Source organism: Alkalibacillus haloalkaliphilus (assembly GCF_007991275.1).
GTDB classification, from domain to species: Bacteria; Bacillota; Bacilli; order Bacillales; family Alkalibacillaceae; genus Alkalibacillus; species Alkalibacillus haloalkaliphilus.
This window is the reverse complement of sequence record NZ_BJYA01000003.1, coordinates 161,676-181,070: the sequence shown is the minus strand read 5'-3', so window position 1 is coordinate 181,070 and position 19,395 is coordinate 161,676. Positions and strand designations below refer to the sequence as shown.

Annotated in this window: 18 protein-coding genes; 13 read left to right on the top strand and 5 right to left on the bottom strand. The window is 36.9% G+C overall.

Going from position 1 to position 19,395, the window contains the following annotated elements:
* Positions 1-9 precede the first annotated feature (9 nt).
* The 3 genes from AHA02nite_RS04985 to AHA02nite_RS04975 all read left to right on the top strand — a co-directional run bounded on the left by AHA02nite_RS04985 (position 10) and on the right by AHA02nite_RS04975 (position 4,000).
* Positions 10-1,557 (top strand): acyl-CoA carboxylase subunit beta, encoded by a 1,548-nt coding sequence (locus tag AHA02nite_RS04985; protein WP_146814979.1) that lies wholly within the window; start codon positions 10-12, stop codon positions 1,555-1,557.
* 18 nt (positions 1,558-1,575) lie between these two features.
* Positions 1,576-2,697: a M20/M25/M40 family metallo-hydrolase gene (locus AHA02nite_RS04980; protein ID WP_146814977.1), complete on the top strand. Its 1,122-nt coding sequence runs from the start codon at positions 1,576-1,578 to the stop codon at positions 2,695-2,697.
* 67 nt (positions 2,698-2,764) lie between these two features.
* On the top strand, positions 2,765-4,000 hold the full coding sequence (locus AHA02nite_RS04975) for a DNA polymerase IV (protein ID WP_281284091.1): 1,236 nt from the start codon (positions 2,765-2,767) through the stop codon (positions 3,998-4,000).
* A gap of 46 nt (positions 4,001-4,046) precedes the next feature.
* On the opposite strand, the gene AHA02nite_RS04970 is transcribed toward AHA02nite_RS04975, so the two are convergent.
* The 4 genes from AHA02nite_RS04970 to AHA02nite_RS04955 are packed head-to-tail and all read right to left on the bottom strand — an operon-like array spanning position 4,047 to position 8,134.
* On the bottom strand, positions 4,047-5,420 hold the full coding sequence (locus AHA02nite_RS04970) for an aldehyde dehydrogenase (RefSeq protein ID WP_146814975.1): 1,374 nt from the start codon (positions 5,418-5,420) through the stop codon (positions 4,047-4,049).
* A complete protein-coding gene (gene rnz / locus AHA02nite_RS04965; protein ID WP_146814973.1) occupies positions 5,421-6,350 on the bottom strand; it encodes a ribonuclease Z in 930 nt (309 codons plus the stop codon).
* 23 nt (positions 6,351-6,373) lie between these two features.
* Positions 6,374-7,393 carry an NADPH dehydrogenase NamA gene (namA, locus tag AHA02nite_RS04960; RefSeq protein ID WP_146814971.1) on the bottom strand — a complete coding sequence of 340 codons (1,020 nt, stop codon included), beginning with the start codon at positions 7,391-7,393 and terminating at the stop codon, positions 6,374-6,376.
* 18 nt (positions 7,394-7,411) lie between these two features.
* Positions 7,412-8,134: a glycerophosphodiester phosphodiesterase gene (locus AHA02nite_RS04955; RefSeq protein ID WP_146815118.1), complete on the bottom strand. Its 723-nt coding sequence runs from the start codon at positions 8,132-8,134 to the stop codon at positions 7,412-7,414.
* Between the two features lie 77 nt (positions 8,135-8,211).
* Here AHA02nite_RS04955 and AHA02nite_RS04950 point away from each other — a divergent pair, with 77 nt between their 5' ends.
* On the top strand, positions 8,212-9,822 hold the full coding sequence (locus AHA02nite_RS04950; RefSeq protein WP_246118813.1) for a M20/M25/M40 family metallo-hydrolase: 1,611 nt from the start codon (positions 8,212-8,214) through the stop codon (positions 9,820-9,822).
* A gap of 78 nt (positions 9,823-9,900) precedes the next feature.
* Positions 9,901-10,872, top strand: coding sequence for an MBL fold metallo-hydrolase (locus AHA02nite_RS04945; RefSeq protein ID WP_146814968.1), 972 nt, complete (start codon positions 9,901-9,903; stop codon positions 10,870-10,872).
* Between the two features lie 35 nt (positions 10,873-10,907).
* Here the strand turns inward: AHA02nite_RS04945 and AHA02nite_RS04940 are convergent, their stop codons facing one another.
* On the bottom strand, positions 10,908-11,834 hold the full coding sequence (locus AHA02nite_RS04940) for an aldo/keto reductase (RefSeq protein ID WP_146814966.1): 927 nt from the start codon (positions 11,832-11,834) through the stop codon (positions 10,908-10,910).
* Between the two features lie 92 nt (positions 11,835-11,926).
* Between AHA02nite_RS04940 and AHA02nite_RS04935 the strand changes: the two genes are divergently transcribed.
* The 8 genes from AHA02nite_RS04935 (at position 11,927) to AHA02nite_RS04900 (ending at position 19,313) form a co-directional block, all read left to right on the top strand.
* A complete protein-coding gene (locus tag AHA02nite_RS04935; RefSeq protein WP_146814964.1) occupies positions 11,927-12,481 on the top strand; it encodes an NUDIX hydrolase in 555 nt (184 codons plus the stop codon).
* 1 nt (position 12,482) lies between these two features.
* Positions 12,483-13,652 carry an endonuclease Q family protein gene (locus AHA02nite_RS04930; protein ID WP_146814963.1) on the top strand — a complete coding sequence of 390 codons (1,170 nt, stop codon included), beginning with the start codon at positions 12,483-12,485 and terminating at the stop codon, positions 13,650-13,652.
* 78 nt (positions 13,653-13,730) lie between these two features.
* A complete protein-coding gene (gene spoIIM / locus AHA02nite_RS04925; RefSeq protein WP_170235970.1) occupies positions 13,731-14,366 on the top strand; it encodes a stage II sporulation protein M in 636 nt (211 codons plus the stop codon).
* Positions 14,367-14,477: 111 nt separating this feature from the next.
* The gene (gene fur / locus AHA02nite_RS04920; protein ID WP_146814959.1) at positions 14,478-14,915 is read left to right on the top strand and encodes a ferric iron uptake transcriptional regulator; all 438 of its coding nucleotides are present in this window, start codon (positions 14,478-14,480) and stop codon (positions 14,913-14,915) included.
* A 102-nt stretch (positions 14,916-15,017) separates the two neighbouring features.
* Positions 15,018-15,905, top strand: a complete 888-nt coding sequence (xerD, locus tag AHA02nite_RS04915) for a site-specific tyrosine recombinase XerD (RefSeq protein WP_146814957.1) — start codon at positions 15,018-15,020, stop codon at positions 15,903-15,905.
* Between the two features lie 69 nt (positions 15,906-15,974).
* Positions 15,975-17,150: a phosphopentomutase gene (gene deoB / locus AHA02nite_RS04910; protein ID WP_146814955.1), complete on the top strand. Its 1,176-nt coding sequence runs from the start codon at positions 15,975-15,977 to the stop codon at positions 17,148-17,150.
* Positions 17,151-17,172: 22 nt separating this feature from the next.
* Positions 17,173-17,994, top strand: a complete 822-nt coding sequence (locus AHA02nite_RS04905; RefSeq protein WP_146814953.1) for a purine-nucleoside phosphorylase — start codon at positions 17,173-17,175, stop codon at positions 17,992-17,994.
* Positions 17,995-18,008: 14 nt separating this feature from the next.
* Positions 18,009-19,313, top strand: coding sequence for a pyrimidine-nucleoside phosphorylase (locus AHA02nite_RS04900; protein ID WP_146814951.1), 1,305 nt, complete (start codon positions 18,009-18,011; stop codon positions 19,311-19,313).
* Positions 19,314-19,395 lie beyond the last annotated feature (82 nt).

Here is a 19,395-nt window from a genome sequence, read left to right as displayed (position 1 = left end):
GGCTTAACTATGGATATTTTCGATAAAATTAATGAATTATATGATAAGCGTCGAAAAGTTGAATTAGGCGGCGGCGATGAGAAAATTCAAAAGCAACGAGATAAAGGAAAGATGACAGCTCGTGAACGAATTGACTACTTATTAGATGAAGGATCATTTGTTGAGTTAAATCCGTTTATTGAACACCGTGTAACTGATTTCGGTATGGATGGAAAAGAAGTGCCAGGTGAAGGTGTCGTAACAGGGTATGGTACAGTAAATGGCCGACCAATTTACTTATTTGCTCAAGATTTCACCGTTTATGGTGGAGCTCTAGGAGAAATGCACGGTAAGAAGATCGCAGCTGTTATGGACTTAGCTGCGAAAAACGGTACACCTTTTATCGGCTTAAACGATTCAGGTGGTGCACGTATCCAAGAGGGTGTTGCTTCTTTAGATGGTTATGGTCACGTTTTTTATCGTAACTCAGTCTATTCTGGTGTGATTCCACAAATCTCTGTTATAATGGGCCCTTGTGCAGGTGGTGCTGTTTATTCACCAGCTATTACAGACTTTGTCATTATGGTAGAAGAAACTTCACAAATGTTTATTACTGGACCAAAAGTAATCGAAACGGTTACGGGTGAAAAGATCTCTTCTGAAGATTTAGGTGGAGCAGACGTACATAACTCGAAAAGCGGTAATGCCCACTTAAAAGCTAAAAATGAAGAACAAGCATTAGATCAAGTTAAGCAATTAATTAGCTACTTGCCACAAAATAGTCAAGAGAAGACGCCTGTACAAGAACTCGAGAAAGAAGAAGATTTTCGTCCTGACTTAGCTGATATAATACCATTTGATGCGATTCGACCGTATGATGTTCGCACAGTTATTAATGAAGTCGTGGATCATGAATCATTCTTTGAAATCCAGCCTGAATTTGCTAAAAATATTGTTGTTGGTTTTGCAACAATTGACGGTGAGACGATTGGGTTAGTGTGTAATCAGCCGAAACATTTAGCAGGTGGTCTTGATATCGATTCAAGTGATAAAGCATCTCGATTCATTCGTACGTGTGATTCATTTAATATACCAATTATTACTTTTGAAGATGTTACTGGCTTTTTCCCTGGTGTTAAACAAGAGCATGGTGGAATTATTCGCCACGGTGCTAAAATTTTATATGCCTATTCAGAAGCAACAGTACCGAAAATGACGGTCATTACTCGAAAAGCATACGGTGGAGCATATGTTGCATTAAATAGTAAATCAATCGGGGCTGACTTAGTGTTTGCGTGGCCAAATGCTGAGATTGCCGTTATGGGTCCTGAAGGTGCAGCCAACATTATTTCTGCTAAAGAGATTCAAGAATCTGATGAGCCAGAAGTGATGCGCCAAGAGAAGATTAATGATTACCGTGAGAAATTCGCGAATCCATATGTAGCAGCAGGGTTAGGTATGGTCGATGATGTGATTGATCCAAGGGAAACGCGTCTGAAGTTGAAACAAGGTTTAAATATGCTGCGTAATAAGAAAGAAGAGCGACCGACTAAAAAACATGGAAACATTCCATTATAAAGACGGAGGTAAGACAACATGAAAGTAAACGAACAACGACTAATCGATGAATTTATCGAACTTGTTCAAATAGACTCAGAAACGAAACACGAAGAAAAGATCGCTGAAGTGTTGAAACAAAAATTAACAGACTTAGGGTTGGACATTCAAGAAGATGATGCTAAAGAAAAAACAGGCCATGGTGCGAACAATTTAATTTGTACTTTAAAAGGTACTAAAAACAGTGCTGATCCAATCTATTTCACATCTCATATGGATACAGTTGTTCCAGGTAAAGGCATTAAACCTTCAATTGAAGGGGACTACATTGTGTCTGACGGTACTACTATTTTAGGTGCCGATGATAAAGCGGGAATAGCTGCTATGATTGAAATGATTAAACGACTGAAAGAAGAAGAAATTGAGCACGGTGATATTCAACTTATTATTACAGTCGGTGAAGAATCTGGTCTAGTTGGTGCTAAAGCGTTAGACGCTACATTAGTGAAGGCGAAATACGGCTATGCAGTAGATAGTAATGGGGATGTAGGTAATATTATTGTTGCAGCACCATCTCAAGCGAAGTTAGAAATTACGTCAAGAGGAAAGAAAGCACATGCTGGTGTAGCACCTGAAGAAGGCGTGTCAGCTATTACTTTAGCTGCAAAAGCAGTATCTAAAATGCCTTTAGGTCGAATTGATGATGAAACGACAGCGAATATTGGTCGTTTTGAAGGTGGACAAGCAACGAACATCGTCTGTGATGAGGCGTATATTTTGGCTGAGGCACGTTCATTAGAGCCTGAAAAATTAGAAAAGCAAATTGAAAAAATGCAGAAAGCTTGCCGCCAAGCAGAAGAAGAAGTTGGTGGCGAAGTAGAAGTGAAAGTTAACTATATGTATCCTGGTTATAAACATCAAGAAGGCGATCAAGTGGTTGAAGTTGCAAGAGAAGCGGCGAAGTCAATTGGACGTACTAGTGAACTAGAAGCTAGTGGTGGTGGAAGTGATGCTAACATCATTGCAGGCTTAGGGATTCCGACTGTTAACTTATGTGTTGGATACGAGAATATTCATACGACAGATGAGCGGATGCCTGTTGGTGAATTAGTTAAAATTGCTGAATTATTAACAGCCATTTCAATTGAAGCGGCTAAATAAGCTCGTGTTATAATAAAGTATGGGCTACGTTGTCCATACTTTTTCTTTTTAGTAAGTAGGTGATGAAGTGGGAAAAGGCCGAATTATCTTTCATGTAGATATGAATAGCTTTTATGCATCAGTTGAAACGGCATATCGTCCTGAATTAAAAGGTAAACCTGTTGCTATTGCAGGTGATCCAGAGAAGAGAAAAGGAATCATTGTGACGTGTAATTATGAGGCAAGGGCTAAAGGTGTTAAAACAACAATGCCTTTATGGCAAGCTTATGATATTTGCCCTAATTTAATCGCCTTAAAGCCGAATTTTAATCGTTATCGAGAAGCTTCGCAACATATGTTTGCTATCTTGTCTGAAGTTACGCCTTTTGTCCAACCGATCTCAATCGATGAAGGATATATGGATTTAACTGACTATAGTGGTGAGTATAGCCCACTTCAATTAGCTGAATGGATTCAACAAAGGCTAGTAGATGAGCTTGATTTACCTAGTAGCATTGGAATTGCACCGAACAAATTTCTAGCTAAAATGGCTTCCGATATGAAAAAGCCGTTAGGAATTACGGTATTACGTAAACGCGAAATCCAAGAAAAACTGTGGCCATTACCCATAGGGGAAATGTATGGAGTAGGAAAGAAGACAGAAGAGAAGTTAACACAAATCAATATAGAAACAATCGGTGATTTAGCGAAACTCAACGTATTAACCCTAAAAAACTTACTTGGTGTTAACGGTGAACGGCTTCATTTAAGAGCAAATGGTATAGATAATAGTGAGGTAGACCCTGAAGCTATTAATGAATTTAAAAGTATTGGCAATTCTCAAACGTTTCCTTTTGACACAACCGATTCAAATGAAATTCAACAAATGTTAAGTCAATTATGTCAAAGTGTAGCTGACCGTATGAAGGCTAAACAAGTTGTTTCGGAAAACATCCAAATTATGATTCGTTACCATGATCGGAAAACGATTACGAGAAGTCGTCAGTTAAGGGACTTTGTAGAACATAAAGATCAGATTAACCAAATTGTACTTGATTTGTTTTATTCGCATTGGAATGAAGAACCGATACGACTGCTCGGCGTGACAGCACAACACCTTTCGCACAAGGAAGAAGTATCTAAGCAATTGGACCTTTTTAATTACGAACAAGAAGCTGAAAAAGAACCATTATATAACGCAATAGAACAAATTGAAGGTAAATATGGTAAAGAAGTTTTTGTCAATTTAAGCGGATATGAACAACCGAAAGTAAAGACGAGCTTTCAAAAAGACTTTTTGAGCAACAATCAACGTAAAAAATAGCCTTATGTCTGTTAGAAACGATCGCAGACGTAAGGCTATTTCTATATTACTTTTTAAATACTTTCGTTAATACTTTCTCAGCTATTTTTGAATGCGGATAGCGGAAAGATAAGTCGAAAGATGTTGTTTGTTTAACAACACTTTTACGATGAGTAAAAGCTTCGAAACTGTGAATCCCGTGATAGTTTCCAATGCCACTTGTACCAATTCCTCCAAAAGGTAAATTATTGTTACCTAAGTGCATAATCGTATCATTAATACAAGCTCCACCGAAGGATAAGTTTTTAATAACCCATTCTTGTTTTTGAATATTTTCAGAGAAATAGTAAAGAGCTAATGGATTGCGAGCATGTTCAACATGGTCGACTACTTCATCTAATTTATTAAAGGTCATAATAGGTAATAATGGACCGAAAATCTCTTCTTGCATAATAGCGGAATCCCAGTCAACATTGGCGATTAATGTAGGGTTGATTTTCTCTTTACTAGAGTCAGATTGTCCGCCATAAATGACATTTTCTCCATCTAAATAAGCCAATAACCGGTTAAAATGCTGATCGTTAACGATTTTCGTATAATCGTCATTCTCGATTGGGTTTTTCGTGTACATTAGCTTAACTTCTTTTTTGAACGCTTCGATAAATTGACCTTTAATGCTTTCATGAACTAATAAATAGTCTGGTGCTACACATGTTTGTCCAGCATTAATTAACTTACCCCAAGCCGTCCTTCTTGCTGCAAGTTGAATTTTAGCATCAGAATCAACAATACACGGACTTTTGCCGCCTAGTTCAAGTGTGACAGGGATTAATTGTTTACTTGCTTTCTCCATGACTTTTTTACCGACTTGTGTACTACCGGTGAAGAAAATGTAGTCAAATGGTTCGTCAAGTAATGCTTCACTCACTTCTTTTTCACCTTGTACAACGGATATATATTTAGCTTCGAATGTTTCTTTAACCATTTTCTCAATTAATTGGCTAGTATGAGAAGTGAACTCAGAAGGTTTAATAACAGCCGTATTACCGCCAGCGATTGCGCCAATTAAGGGAGCAAATGCTAAGTGTAATGGGTAATTCCAAGGGCTGATAATTAAAGTTACGCCGTAGGGCTGCTTATAAATATAGCTTTTAGCACCTTTGTGAGTTGTTGGTGACTTAACTTTTTCTGGTGTCATCCAACCACGTAAATGCTTCATCGTTTCATCGATCTCATTGTATAAAAAGCCAAGTTCAGTCATGAGCACTTCATAGGAGGATTTGTTTAAATCTTTTTTTAAAGCGTCATAGATGTTAGACTCATTTCGTTTTAACATGTCTTTTAATTTTTGTAACTGGTGGTTTCTAAACGTATGCGTCATCGTTTTGCCAGCTTTAAATAATGTTTTCTGTTTACTTACAAGCTCTTGAATTTCCGTCAATTAACGTCCCTCCTTTAATACTTCATATGAATCAAAGTCTTTAACATATGTGACATGTTTAATAATTTCTTTTAAGTGTTCTAATTCTTGTTGGAGATGATCTTGTTGATAGCGTGATGATACATGGTTTAAAAGCAATTGTTTAACATTTGCTTCTTTAGCGATTTTAGCCGCTTGTACACTCGTTGAATGGTTATATTGTTGTGCTAATTTCGTATCTTCATGAGTAAACGTTGCTTCATGGACTAACAGATCGGCATCACGTACAAACTCAATGACGTCATCAAATGGAAGTGTGTCACCTAAGATTGCAATCTTTCTTCCTAGTATGTCAGGTCCTGTTACTTCTTCTCTAACAATTTCAGTGCCATCATCTAATGTCATTACTTCATTATTTTTAATCTCTTGAAAGATCGGCCCTGGTTGTACACCTTTTTCCTTTAACTTAGTTGGAAGTAAAGGCCCGATTTGATCAGATTCTTCAATTAAAAACCCGTATGAAGGAACTCCGTGAACGAGAGACATGGCAGTTACTTTTATTTGTTCATCCTCAAACAAAACACCATCTGTAACTTCGAAGTATTTAATCGTATACCTTAAATGAGTCTGGCTAACAGATAAGGCCGTTTCGATGAATTCTTTAACGCCTTTTGGTCCGTAAATCTCTAATGTTGATGTTCCTTCTTGGAATGAACGACTGCTTAGCAATCCAGGTAAACCAAAAATATGGTCGCCATGAATGTGTGTTATAAATATTTTATTAATTTTACGAGGTTTAATCGGAGTGTTTAAAATTTGGTGTTGTGTTGCTTCACCACAGTCGAATAACCAAACCTCATCTCGTTCTTGGTGCATTTCTAGTACTAAAGATGAAACATTTCTTAGTTTCGAAGGGACACCAGATCCCGTTCCTAAAAATGTAATGTCCACGGCCTTTCCTCCTAAATCTTAATCTAACGCCAACCAGCCTGATATTGCTTCGGACTCGTTATATTAGTTTGTAGCTCATCTGCAGCTTGTTTTGGCCAATAAGGATTTTTAAGCAATTCTCTACCTATAAAGACTAAGTCTGCACGGTTGTTTTGAATGATCTCTTCAGCTTGCATGCCATTAGTGATCAGACCAACAGCACCTGTTTTAGTTCCGGCTTGTTGTTTAATCGCTTCGGCAAAAGTAACTTGATACCCAGGGTAAGGATTAATCTTCACTCGTACGACACCGCCTGAGCTACAATCGATTAAATCGATCCCTTGGTCGTGCAATTGATTTGCAAAATATATGATGTCTTCAAGTTGATTACCTTCTTCATGGTATTCAGAAGTAGATAGTCGGACGAAAATCGGACCGTCCCACACTTCTTGAATCGCATCAACAATTTCTTTAAGAAAGCGATAACGGTTGTCACGGCTACCCCCATACTCATCATCACGTTTGTTTGTCAGTGGTGAGAGGAACTGGTTAATTAAATAGCCGTGAGCACCATGTATTTCTATTATATCAAAGTTAGCTTTTTGAGCTCTCTCTGCAGCTAATTGAAAAGATCGAATCGTTTCAGCAATGTGATCTTTCGTCATAGCATGTGGAGTTTGAAAACGTTCATTTAATTGTAGGGCGGACGGTGCAACGATTGGATCATCTAGTTCGGCTTTTCGTCCAGCGTGAGCTAATTGTATAGCGCTTTTAGCACCGTGAGCATGAATTCGCTCTGTCACGCTTTTCAATCCTGCAATATGACCATCTGACCAAATGCCTAGATCTTCATAAGAAATTCTACCATTCGGTTGAACGGCTGTTGCTTCAAGCATAACTAAGCCGACTTGGCCTACTGCACGACTTTCATAGTGTGTTATATGAAAAGGTGTGACAATGCCATCTTGTTCATAACAAGAGTACATACACATTGGTGACATAACAATTCTATTTTTTAATGTTACTTGATTAAAAGTGATAGGGGAGAATAGTTTTGGTTCCATAAGTAGTAGCCTCCTCATTTAAGGTTTAGTGAGTAAATCTGGTAGGTCTGTGAAAATGGCATCTGCCTGTAATTGTTCACATCTTTTTAGTGTTTTAACACGGTTAACGGTATAGACGCGGTACGGAATCTCTTCTTGTAAAATTCTTTTTAACATGTTTGATGATAATAGTCTTGTTTTGATATGTATACTTTGTGCGCCAATATCGTTTAAGAGTAAATGGACTTTTCTAATTCGCATTTGCGTTAACCATGCTCGTTCGATTTGTGAATTCATGTCACTTAAATTTCTAATAGTTTCTGGATTAAAGCTAGATAGAATGGTTCGATCTTCTAATTTAAAGTGTTCAATCATTTCGTTGACGATTGCTTCTATATGGACATAATTAATGACATTCGTCTTTAATTCAAGGTTGATGGTCATATTAGTAGTCTGTACCCATTTCAAGAACTCTTCTAAACTTGGTATTGTAGTGTTCGCAAATCGTTCATTGTACCAACTGCCAGCATCGAGTTGTTTAATGTCTTTATAAGTATAATCTTGAACAAAACCTACACCATTAGTTGTTCTTCTAACGTTCTCATCGTGAATAATGACAGGGATGTTGTCTTTCGTTAATTGGACGTCTAATTCTACTCCAGATGCACCCATTTCATTTGCTAATTGAAATGCAGGTAATGTATTTTCAGGTGCATAATGACTTGCACCTCGATGAGCAAAAATTCTTGTATTAATCGCCAACACCTCTTTCAATTCTCTGTTATGATTGTGGTGTATGTAGTTTGAAAAGTCAATATATAGATGGGGTGGTTTTTGTGATGAAGTGGCAATCAAAACAACAATTAACAGACCTATTGTGTCAGTTGGTTCGTTTTAATAGTATTACTGGGCAAAAAGACGAGCTAAACATAGTAACTTACATACAAAGTTTACTAGCTAAAGAAGATTATTTTAGTCAAAATCCTAACCATTTGAATGTTCATAATTTAGAAGATGGACGAGGTGTATTAACAGGATTAGTTAAAAATGGTGACGCTCAAGATACGATCATTCTATTAAGTCATATAGATGTAGTAGACGTTGAAGATTATGGAGCTTTTAAAGACTATGCATTTGATCCAACGTATTTAACTCGTTTATTTAAAGAACAATCACAAATATTGCCTGAAGAAGCGCAGCGTGATCTTGAGAACGGAGATTGGATATTCGGTCGTGGAACGATGGATATGAAAGCAGGAACAGCTTTACATTTATCGATGGTAGAGAAAGCGATCCATGGTGAATGGGATGGTAATATTTTATTACTCGTCGTACCTGATGAAGAAGTGAATTCATTGGGCATGCTTAAAGCAACAGAAGTTTTAAAAGATATTCAAGAAGATGAAGATTTACAATATAAACTTTGTTTAAATAGTGAGCCAATGTTCAGGCAATACCCTGAAGATGAAAATATGTACTTATATACCGGATCTTTAGGAAAAGTACTTCCTGGCTTCCTATGCTATGGTAAAGAAACTCACGTTGGTGAACCGTTTCATGGTTTGAATGCCAATTTAATGACAAGCTATTTGAATAAAAATTTAGAGTTAAACGATGAGTTAATAGAAAAGGTTGGTAGGGAAGTAACACCTCCACCTGTAAGTTTAATGAGCCGAGATTTAAAAGAGCATTATTCTGTCCAAACCCCTGTTACAGCAGTATCGATGTATAACATATTGTTTATGAAACAAACTGTCACTGATATAACTAAAAAACTAAATAAAGTAATGGAAAAGACGAAGTACGAAGTGGAAACTCATTTAAAGAGTCAATATGAAAAGTTTAAAGAAAAAGCAGGGCAAATCGAGCAAGGACCTTCTTTAAATATTTCGATTTTAAGTTATGAAGAGCTATACAATGAAGCGGTTAATAAATTTGGTCAGGAAGAAGTAGAAAGAAGAAGGGCAAACTTATTAAACGAAAGACAGACTGGCGATCGAGACTTTTCAACGATACTAGTACAAGATTTAGCTTATATGTGTAGTCATTTAGCACCGATGATCGTGTTATTTTATAGTCCACCTTTTTATCCTGCTGTAACGAGTGAACAAAATACAACGGTAAAAAGACTTGTAAAAAGTATAGAAGAGAAGATGAAAGGTGAAGGTGCCAATCCGATTACGTTGTCGTATTTCAACGGTATTTCTGATTTAAGCTTTGTTGGAGAAACGACGAGTAGTGAAGCGGACTTTGATCAACTAGCAATGAATTTACCAATGCAACAATTCCAGGGAAATTATATTCCAAAACAAAAGTGGGCAATTCCAACATTAAACGTAGGTCCTCTAGGTAAAGATGCACACCAGTGGTCAGAAAGGTTAGAGCTGACTTACTCCTTTGGAAAGTTACCAACGATCATTGACCATACAATTCGCGAAACATTTAAGTGAATTGTTTGAAAATAGATGCAATTTTTAATTTTTGTAGTATAATAATACCAAAATGACACAAAAGGTGGAACAGACATTATGACACATCAATTAATCCATCAAATTACCGTTCCGACACCGTATGCCGTTGGAGATGTACATTGTTATCTATATATGGGTGAGAAAGTGACGCTATTTGATGCAGGTGTGAACACCGAGGAAGCGTGGGAAGCTTTTCAACAACAAATAAATGCTATTGGTCTAGAGCCTTCTGATATAAAACAAATTGTGTTAACGCATCATCATCCAGACCATACTGGGCTTATCGAGCACTTTGATCAATTAGAAGCAATATATGGCCATCCGCTTACCGACTTATGGTTGAAAGAAGATTGTGAGTACTTTCAGCATTATTTGGCCTTTTTTGATCAATTGTATGATCGTTTTGATGTACCTCATCAATTTAGAAAGATTGATAAGACAGTTGAGAACGCCTTTAAGTATCAAGGGAATGGCCGCTTAACTGATACTATTTTAGAAGGTGATGTCATTCCAGGCTTGCCATCTATGACAGTAATAGAAACTCCTGGTCATGCTCAAAGTCATTTATCTTTTTATGATCGAGAAAGTGGGAGCTTGATTGCCGGTGACCATTTACTAAAACATATCTCATCAAATCCTATATTAGAGGCACCGCTTGTCGGTGAAGAAGAACGACCAAAGTCGCTTATTAATTATCGGAAAGCAATGAAGAAGATGAAAGATTATAATATACAAGAAGTGTTGCCAGGTCATGGTGAGACGTTCCATTTTAACGAAAAGCTCATCGACCACCGGTTAAAACGACAAGAAGAACGGGCGGAACATGTTTTTGAATATATTAAGGAACATCGCGCTACGCCATATGAAGTTTGCCAATACTTATTCCCAAAACATTATGAGAAACAATTTGGATTAACGATGTCTGAAACGATTGGTCAACTTGATTACCTAGAAGCGGAAGGCAAAATTAAATCTTACACAGAAGAGGGTGTACTAAAGTACTCTCCCTGTAAAACCTTATCCTATTAAATAATCCCCCAGCAAAAAGTCGCTGGGGGATTTATTTACGTCCGATGTTGTTCGTAAATTTGCTTCTTAGTCATGTTTGTAACTTCTTCAATAATTGATTGGTCTTTTGGTGCATTGTAATAGGCTTCAATATTATTTTGAACTTGTTCAGGACGGCTAGCACCTAAAATTAAGCTCGACACCCCTGGATGACTTAAACAATAATGAATAGCAATTGACTCAAGTGTTGTACTCGATTCATTTGCTAGTACTTGCAATTTCTCAATCACTTCTTTAAGTTCTTCTGCATTATAATCTAAAAAGCCATTTGAGCCCTTTTTCTCCCATTGCTCAATCCCATTACTCGTTAACATCCCTTTACCTAAAGTGCCTCTAACTAAAACACTTACTTGATTGTCGTTCAAATAGTCTAAAAGCTCTTCTTCAGGACGACGGTCTAACAAACTATATTGCATCATATTACTCGTAATCGTAGTTTTATCAACATAAGATTTGATTACATTTGGGCGGATTGAAGACAAGCCAAAGTAACGAATTAATCCTTCTTGTTGTAACTCTTCAAATGTTTCGATTACTTCGTCAATAGGGTCCTCAATTGTACCTCCGTGTAATTGGTATAGGTCAACATCATCTAACCCTAAACGTATTAAACTATTTTTAATTGCTTCTTTTAAATATTTTTTTGATGGATCCCAATACCATCCTTCTTGATTCGGGTCAAAGTGGTTGCCACCTTTAGTGGCTACTATTGTATCTTGTCTTTTTCCTTTTAACGCTTTACCGACCAGCTTCTCGTTCTCACCGTAATCATATAGGTCAGCTGTATCAATATAGTTGATTCCAGCGTTAATGGCCTCATGAATAATATCTTTAGCGTTTTGTTCATTCGTCCCTAAGTTCATGCAACCAAGACCAACTTCTGAAATATGTAAATCTGTATTCCCTAAACGACGTTTTTTCATTGTATACCTCCTTGAATTTATTTTATCGACACTAAAGCTTAATGACAAACGTTAAGCCGTAATGTGATAAAATACACGAAGAGGTGAGATTAATGAATAACTTTGAAGAAAAGACTATACATACAGAGAAAATATATCAAGGTAGAATTATTGATGTAGAAGTTGATAACGTTACACTTCCAAACGGTGAAACATCAAAGCGGGAACTCGTTAGACATCCTGGAGCAGTCGCTTTAATTGCACTAACTAATGAAGATAAAATTGTCATGGTAGAACAATATCGAAAAGCTCTCGGCAAAAGCATTATTGAAATTCCTGCCGGTAAATTAGAAGAAGGTGAATCTCCTAAAATAACGGCCGCAAGAGAATTGGAAGAAGAAACAGGCTATCGTGCGCAGTCATTAGATTATGTTGTCTCATACTACACATCACCTGGGTTTGCTGATGAAATTATTTATATTTATAAAGCAGAGGGTCTAGAAGTTGTGAGTGAAGATCAGCTTCAAATGGATGAGGATGAATTTGTCGAACTTAAAGAGGTATCTATTAAAGAAGCACTTCGATTAATAGAAGAAGAACGTATACATGACGCTAAAACTATTCATGCTATTTATTATTTAATGTATCAGTCATTGAAGGGTGAATAAAGTGACTAAAACATACTACGCTGACTTACACGTCCACATCGGACAAACTAAGCAAGGAAATGCTGTTAAAATATCAGCTTCAAACAATCTAACCGTTCGTAACATTTTTGATTTTGCGAAAAATGTAAAAGGAATCGACTTAATTGGTATCATTGATGCCCACTCTCCAGAAGTCTTAACTGAATTCGATCAAATGGTTAAAAATAAAGAGATTATCGAACTAGATGGTGGGGGACTTTCCAATGGTGAAGTGACAGTTCTTTTAGGTAGTGAAATTGAAATTTATGATTCATTTTGTTCTGGGCCAATTCACGTACTATGTTATTTTCCAACGATTGAAAAGGTGAAACAGTTTGCCCAGTGGTATCAAAGGCATGTCAAAAATCCACATCTTAGTTCTCAAAGAATCTATATGGACGGTATTAGCTTGCAACACAAAGTGAAGCAGTTTGATGGGTTGTTCATACCAGCACACGTCTTTACACCTTTTAAAAGCTTGTATGGTAAAGGTGTTAAAAGTTCTCTTAAAGAGGTGTTTGATCCAGATTTAATTGATGCAATTGAACTAGGGTTGAGTTCTGATACTGGAATGGCTCAAGTCATTAGTGAACTACAACATTACCCGTTTTTGACTAATTCGGATGCCCATTCTTTAGAGAATATTGGTAGAGAATATCAAAAGTTACTTTTAAGTGAACGGTCATTTACAGGGGTTGTACAAGCTTTAGCATCTAAACAAGGCAAAGTAGTTTGTAATTATGGGTTGAACCCGAAACTAGGGAAATATTATGAGACGAAGTGTCGACAGTGTGGGCAGATTAATCAAAGTCTTAATCAATGTCACCAGTGTGGGTCAAATAAGGTTATTAAAGGTGTTTCAAGAAGGATTAAGGAAATTGAGTTGTCCCAAGAGCAATCACCATCAATTGTTGAACGCCCACCTTATATCCATCAAGTCCCTCTAAAGTATGTTCCAGGTTTAGGACCGAAGATGTTAAGTAAACTAAGGAAACAGTTACATCATGATATGTATATCATTCATGAAGCGGCTGAGGAAGATTTAATCCAACTTGTTTCTACACAGGTTGCTAGACAAATTATTCAACTTAGAAAAGGCGAGCTTCAAGTTGTCCCAGGGGGCGCTGGTCAGTACGGAAAAGTTGAAAAATAATTAATCTCTTAATTAGTTCTATATTCAATTCTACTAACATAGTTTTTTACTAGAGTAGAAATGAATGGAGGAACTAAGATGAAACAGTGGCCGAGAGCACTTACAATTCACATTCAACCTTATTATAGCTTGTACGTCTTTTTGTTTGTTTTGTTTCTAATCGGCGTCATTTTTGGATCAATGATGGTAAGTAGTTTAAATTTTTTACAACGACAAGATTTGTTTTTCTTTGTCGAACAGTATTTTCATTCTATGTCTGAACAACCAACAGGTAGTTACTTAGCTGTGTTTTGGGATGCACTTTGGACACACGGAAAATACATTACTTTCTTGTTTTTGTTTGGGTTATCATTTGTTGGCTTACCTGTTGTATGGTTTTTATTGTTCGTAAAAGGTGTTGTTATTGGTTTTACGGTTGGATTCCTAGTGAATCAGTTATCATGGCAAGGGTTTTTATTATCTGTCATGTCAATTGCCCCGCAAAACCTTTTGATTGTTCCAGCGTATCTCATTATTGCAGCGAGTAGTATGGTGTTTACGATTCATGTACTACGTATTTTGTTTGTTAAGCATCAAAGTTCAAATACGATCAGTGATGTAAGTGTATTTTATATTAGATCATACATTGTTGCGTTAATGTTAGTGGGAGTAGGTTCAGTTTTAGAAACTTTTGTATCATCTAATATGTTAGAGTGGATTGTAAATAGTTTATAATTATTTTTATATAACATTAATTATAATGACTTGTTTAAAATTATTATAATTTGACACATGTACCCCCTTTTTTTATAATTATGAGTGTATGAAATGAGGGGAGAGATTGTGTTGGAAAACCGCATTGAGAACATTAAGAAACAATTACACTCTCAAAGTTATAAACTAACTCCACAACGCGAAGCTACTGTTAGAGTCTTATTGGAGCATGAGCAAGATCACTTAAGTGCGGAAGATGTCTATCTCCTCGTAAAAGAGAAAGCTCCAGAAATAGGGCTGGCAACTGTTTATCGTACGTTAGAATTACTGACCGAACTCAAAGTGGTTGATAAAATTAACTTTGGTGATGGTGTATCAAGGTACGACTTGAGAAAAGAAGGCGCAGAACACTTCCATCACCATTTAGTATGTGTAGAGTGTGGCTCTGTCACTGAGATCGAAGAAGATTTATTAGGTGATGTTGAGAAAGTCGTAGAGAAACAGTTTGAATTTGATGTTAAAGACCACCGATTGACTTTTCACGGTGTTTGTAAAAGTTGTCAAAATTAACAAAGTGAATAATAATAGAACTAGGCCTTTTATCCAAATGGACAAAAGGTCTTTTATACTTTAAGCGCTGTTTTTATTTTTTTAACAAAAAGGGGTCTGTTAATGAGAGATATAATGCAGGATTTTCTTCACTTTTTAAGAATTGAGAAAGGTTTGGCTGATAATTCGATTAGCTCATATGAAAGGGATCTAAGACAGTATATAACATACCTTCAAGAAGAAGAAAAAATTGAATCAATCAATGATGTTGAACGTCAACACGTTAGAGGACTGCTCAATCAAATGAAAGAGCAAGGCAAGTCTTCTGCAAGTATTTCGCGTATGATATCTACACTTCGTTCGTTCCATCAATTTATTGTCCGAGAACACCAAATATCAAATGATCCCACTTTACATATTGAACGACCTAAAAAAGAAAGACAGTTACCAAAAGTTTTATCTAATGAAGAAGTAGAGCATTTGTTAGAAGTAGGTGGGGAAAAACCAATTGAGCTCAGAAATAAAGCAATGTTTGAAACATTGTATGCAACCGGTTTACGTATTTCAGAGTTATTATCATTAAAAATTGATGATCTTCACTTATTAATGGGCTTTGTAAGAATAGTCGGTAAAGGTGGAAAAGAAAGAATTGTTCCTCTCGGTAAACCTGCACAAGATGCAATCCAAGCCTATGTCGACTATGGTCGTGATGCATTATTAAAAAAACAGAAAAATGATGCTTTATTTTTGAACCATAGAGGGAATACCATGACTAGGCAAGGTTTTTGGAAAGTGTTGAAAGCGCACGCACGTAATCAAGGAATCTTTAAAGAAATTACCCCCCACATGTTAAGGCATTCATTTGCCACACATTTGTTAGAAAACGGTGCTGATTTAAGAGCTGTACAAGAAATGTTAGGACATGCTGACATTTCAACTACACAGATCTATACACATGTTTCTAAATCTAGATTAAAAGATATTTATCAAGATTACCATCCACGTGCATAATAGAAGTAATTTATGTTATATTGTAAAGCGTTTCCTTTATGATGTAAGTAAAATGGAGGTTGTAACAAGATGTCATTTAAAAGAGTATTTTTAGTAGTAATGGATTCAGTAGGTGTTGGAGAAGCACCAGATGCTAAACAGTTCGGAGATGAAGGTGCTGATACGTTAGGTCACACTGCACAACATATGGGCGGTTTAAAAATGCCGAACATGGAACGTTTAGGATTAGGGAATATTCATGAAGTAGAAGGTATAGGTCAATCTACTCATCCAGAGGCACATTTCACAAAGATGGAAGAGGCTTCTGCGGGTAAAGATACAATGACAGGCCACTGGGAGATTATGGGCTTACGCATTGATCAGCCATTTCGTGTTTTCCCCGATGGTTTCCCTGATGATTTAATTAATCGTTTAGAAGAAAAAACAGGGCGTAAAGTTATTGGTAATAAGCCAGCTTCAGGAACAGAAATTTTAAAAGAATTAGGTCCAGAACATATGGAAACAGGCGCACTTATTGTGTATACATCAGCTGATTCTGTATTACAGATTGCAGCACATGAGGACATTGTTCCTGTAGAAGAACTACATGGAATTTGTGAATTCGCTCGAGAAATTACAAAAGATGAACCATATATGATTGGTCGTATTATTGCAAGACCATTCGTTGGTGAACCAGGTTCATTTGAAAGAACACCGAATAGACACGATTATGCACTTAAGCCATTCGGCGATACAGTGATGAACTATTTAGAAGATGACGGTTATGACGTTGTTGCGTTAGGTAAAATCTCAGATATTTATGATGATGAAGGTGTAACTGAGGCGATTCGCACGGAAGATAACAATGACGGTATGGACAAGCTAGTTGCTTCAATGGACAAAGATTTTAACGGGTTAAACTTCTTAAACTTAGTTGATTTCGATGCGAAGTTTGGACACCGTCGCGACCCACAAGGTTATGGTGAAGCGTTAGAAGAGTTTGATCGTCGTTTACCAGAAGTATTAGACAAACTTGGCGAAGACGATTTACTCATTATAACGGCTGACCACGGTAATGATCCGATCCATCATGGAACAGATCATACAAGAGAGTATGTACCTTTACTTGTTTTCCATAAAGGTATTTCACAAGGTCAAAACTTACCGATGCGTAAAACATTTGCTGATATAGGAGCAACTGTAGCAGAAAACTTTAACACAAAGATGCCTGAATTCGGCAAAAGCTTTCTTAAAGAAATTAAATAATCGTAGATAAAGGAGAATACACATGTCGTTAATCGAACAAATTAGGGAGTCTGAGAAATTTATTAGTGACCAATTATCAGGTCAAACACCGAGTATCGGTTTAATTTTAGGTTCTGGTTTAGGCGTATTAGCTGATGAAATTGATAACCCTGTAACAATTCAATATCATGAAATTCCACACTTCCCTCAATCAACTGTTGAAGGTCATAAAGGTCAACTTGTGATTGGTGAGTTACAAGGGCAAACAGTCGTGGCAATGCAAGGTCGTTTCCACTATTATGAAGGCTATTCACTGCAACACGTTACATTCCCTGTACGTGTTATGAAACAATTAGGTGTAGAAAAGCTTGTTGTTACAAATGCAGCAGGTGGAATTAATGAATCTTTCAATGCAGGCGATTTAATGCTAATTGAAGATCATATTAATAATATGGGTGATAATCCGTTAATGGGTAAAAACGTTGACGAATTAGGCCCACGTTTCCCAGACATGTCGCAAGCTTATGACCGTGATTTAATTGAAGTAGCTCAAAAGACAGCTGACGAATTGGGTCTAGAAGTACAACGTGGGGTTTACGTTGGAAATTCAGGTCCAACTTATGAGACGAGCAGTGAAGTGAAAATGCTAAGAACGTTAGGTGGAGATGCAGTAGGAATGTCTACAGTACCAGAAGTTATTGTAGCTAACCATGCTGGAATGAGAGTTTTAGGTATTTCTTGTATTTCTAATATGGCTGCAGGTATACTTGACCAGCCATTATCTCACGATGAAGTTATTGAAACGACTGAACAAGTGAAACAACAATTTATACAACTAGTTAAACAAACGTTGCAATCGTTGTAAGGAGGCAAATTGCCATGCGAATGTATGATATTATAGCAAAGAAAAGAGACGGTGAAGCATTAACGGATGAAGAGCTAAATTTCTTCATAGAAGGATATACAGATGGCTCAATTCCAGAATATCAAGCAAGTGCTTTAGCTATGGCTATTTATTTTAATGGAATGACAGAACAAGAGCGTGCCACATTAACAATGGCTATGGTTGAGTCTGGAGACACAATTGACCTTTCGCCTATTGAAGGAGTGAAGGTTGATAAGCACTCTACTGGTGGAGTAGGAGACACTACAACACTAGTTTTAGCACCATTAGTTGCCGCTGTAGGTGTGCCAGTTGCTAAAATGAGTGGACGTGGGTTAGGCCATACAGGTGGTACAATTGATAAGTTAGAGGCTGTACCAGGATTCCACGTTGAAATCGATAATGAAGAATTTATCCGCTTAGTTAATGAAAATAAGCTTTCAGTGATCGGGCAGTCCGGTAATTTAACACCAGCTGATAAAAAGCTCTACGGCTTACGAGATGTAACAGCGACTGTTAATTCAATTCCATTAATCGCTAGTTCCATTATGAGTAAGAAAATTGCCGCTGGTGCTGATGCGATTGTACTTGATGTAAAAACAGGTGCAGGTGCATTTATGAAGAGCGAAGAAGAATCTGTTGAACTTGCTAAAGCAATGGTATCGATCGGTAACAATGTTGGTCGTAACACGATGGCAGTTATTAGCGATATGGGTCAACCTTTAGGCCGTGCGATTGGTAACTCGTTAGAAGTGCAAGAAGCGATTGATACGTTACGTGGTGAAGGTCCAGAAGACTTAACAGAACTATCATTAACACTTGCAAGTCAAATGGTTGTGCTAGGTGGCAAGGCAAGTTCACTAGACGAAGCTAGAAACTTGTTAGAAAAAGTAATTGAAAATGGCCAAGCCTTACAAACATTGAAGACTTTCTTATCCTCTCAAAATGGAGATGCATCGGTCGTAGATGAACCGAGCAAATTACCGCAAGCTGAGCACAATATTGAACTACCTGCTAAACAATCGGGCTATGTGAGTGAAATTGTTGCTGATGAGATCGGTAATGCAGCTATGTTATTAGGTGCAGGACGTCAAACGAAAGATTCACAAATTGACCTTGCTGTCGGTGTCGTTTTAAACAAAAAAGTTGGCGACTACGTAGAAGAAGGTGAATCTTTATTAACGATACATTCGAATCAAGAAGATGTTGATTCAATTAAAGAGAAGCTATACGAAAACATCACGCTAACTACAGAAAGTGTACAACCACCACAATTAATTAAAACAATTATTTCTGAGTAATATATAGGATCCTGGGTTTTCTAAAAAAGAAAACTCAGGATTTTTTTGTTTTTATGTAATAAAAAAAATTTCTATGGAAAAA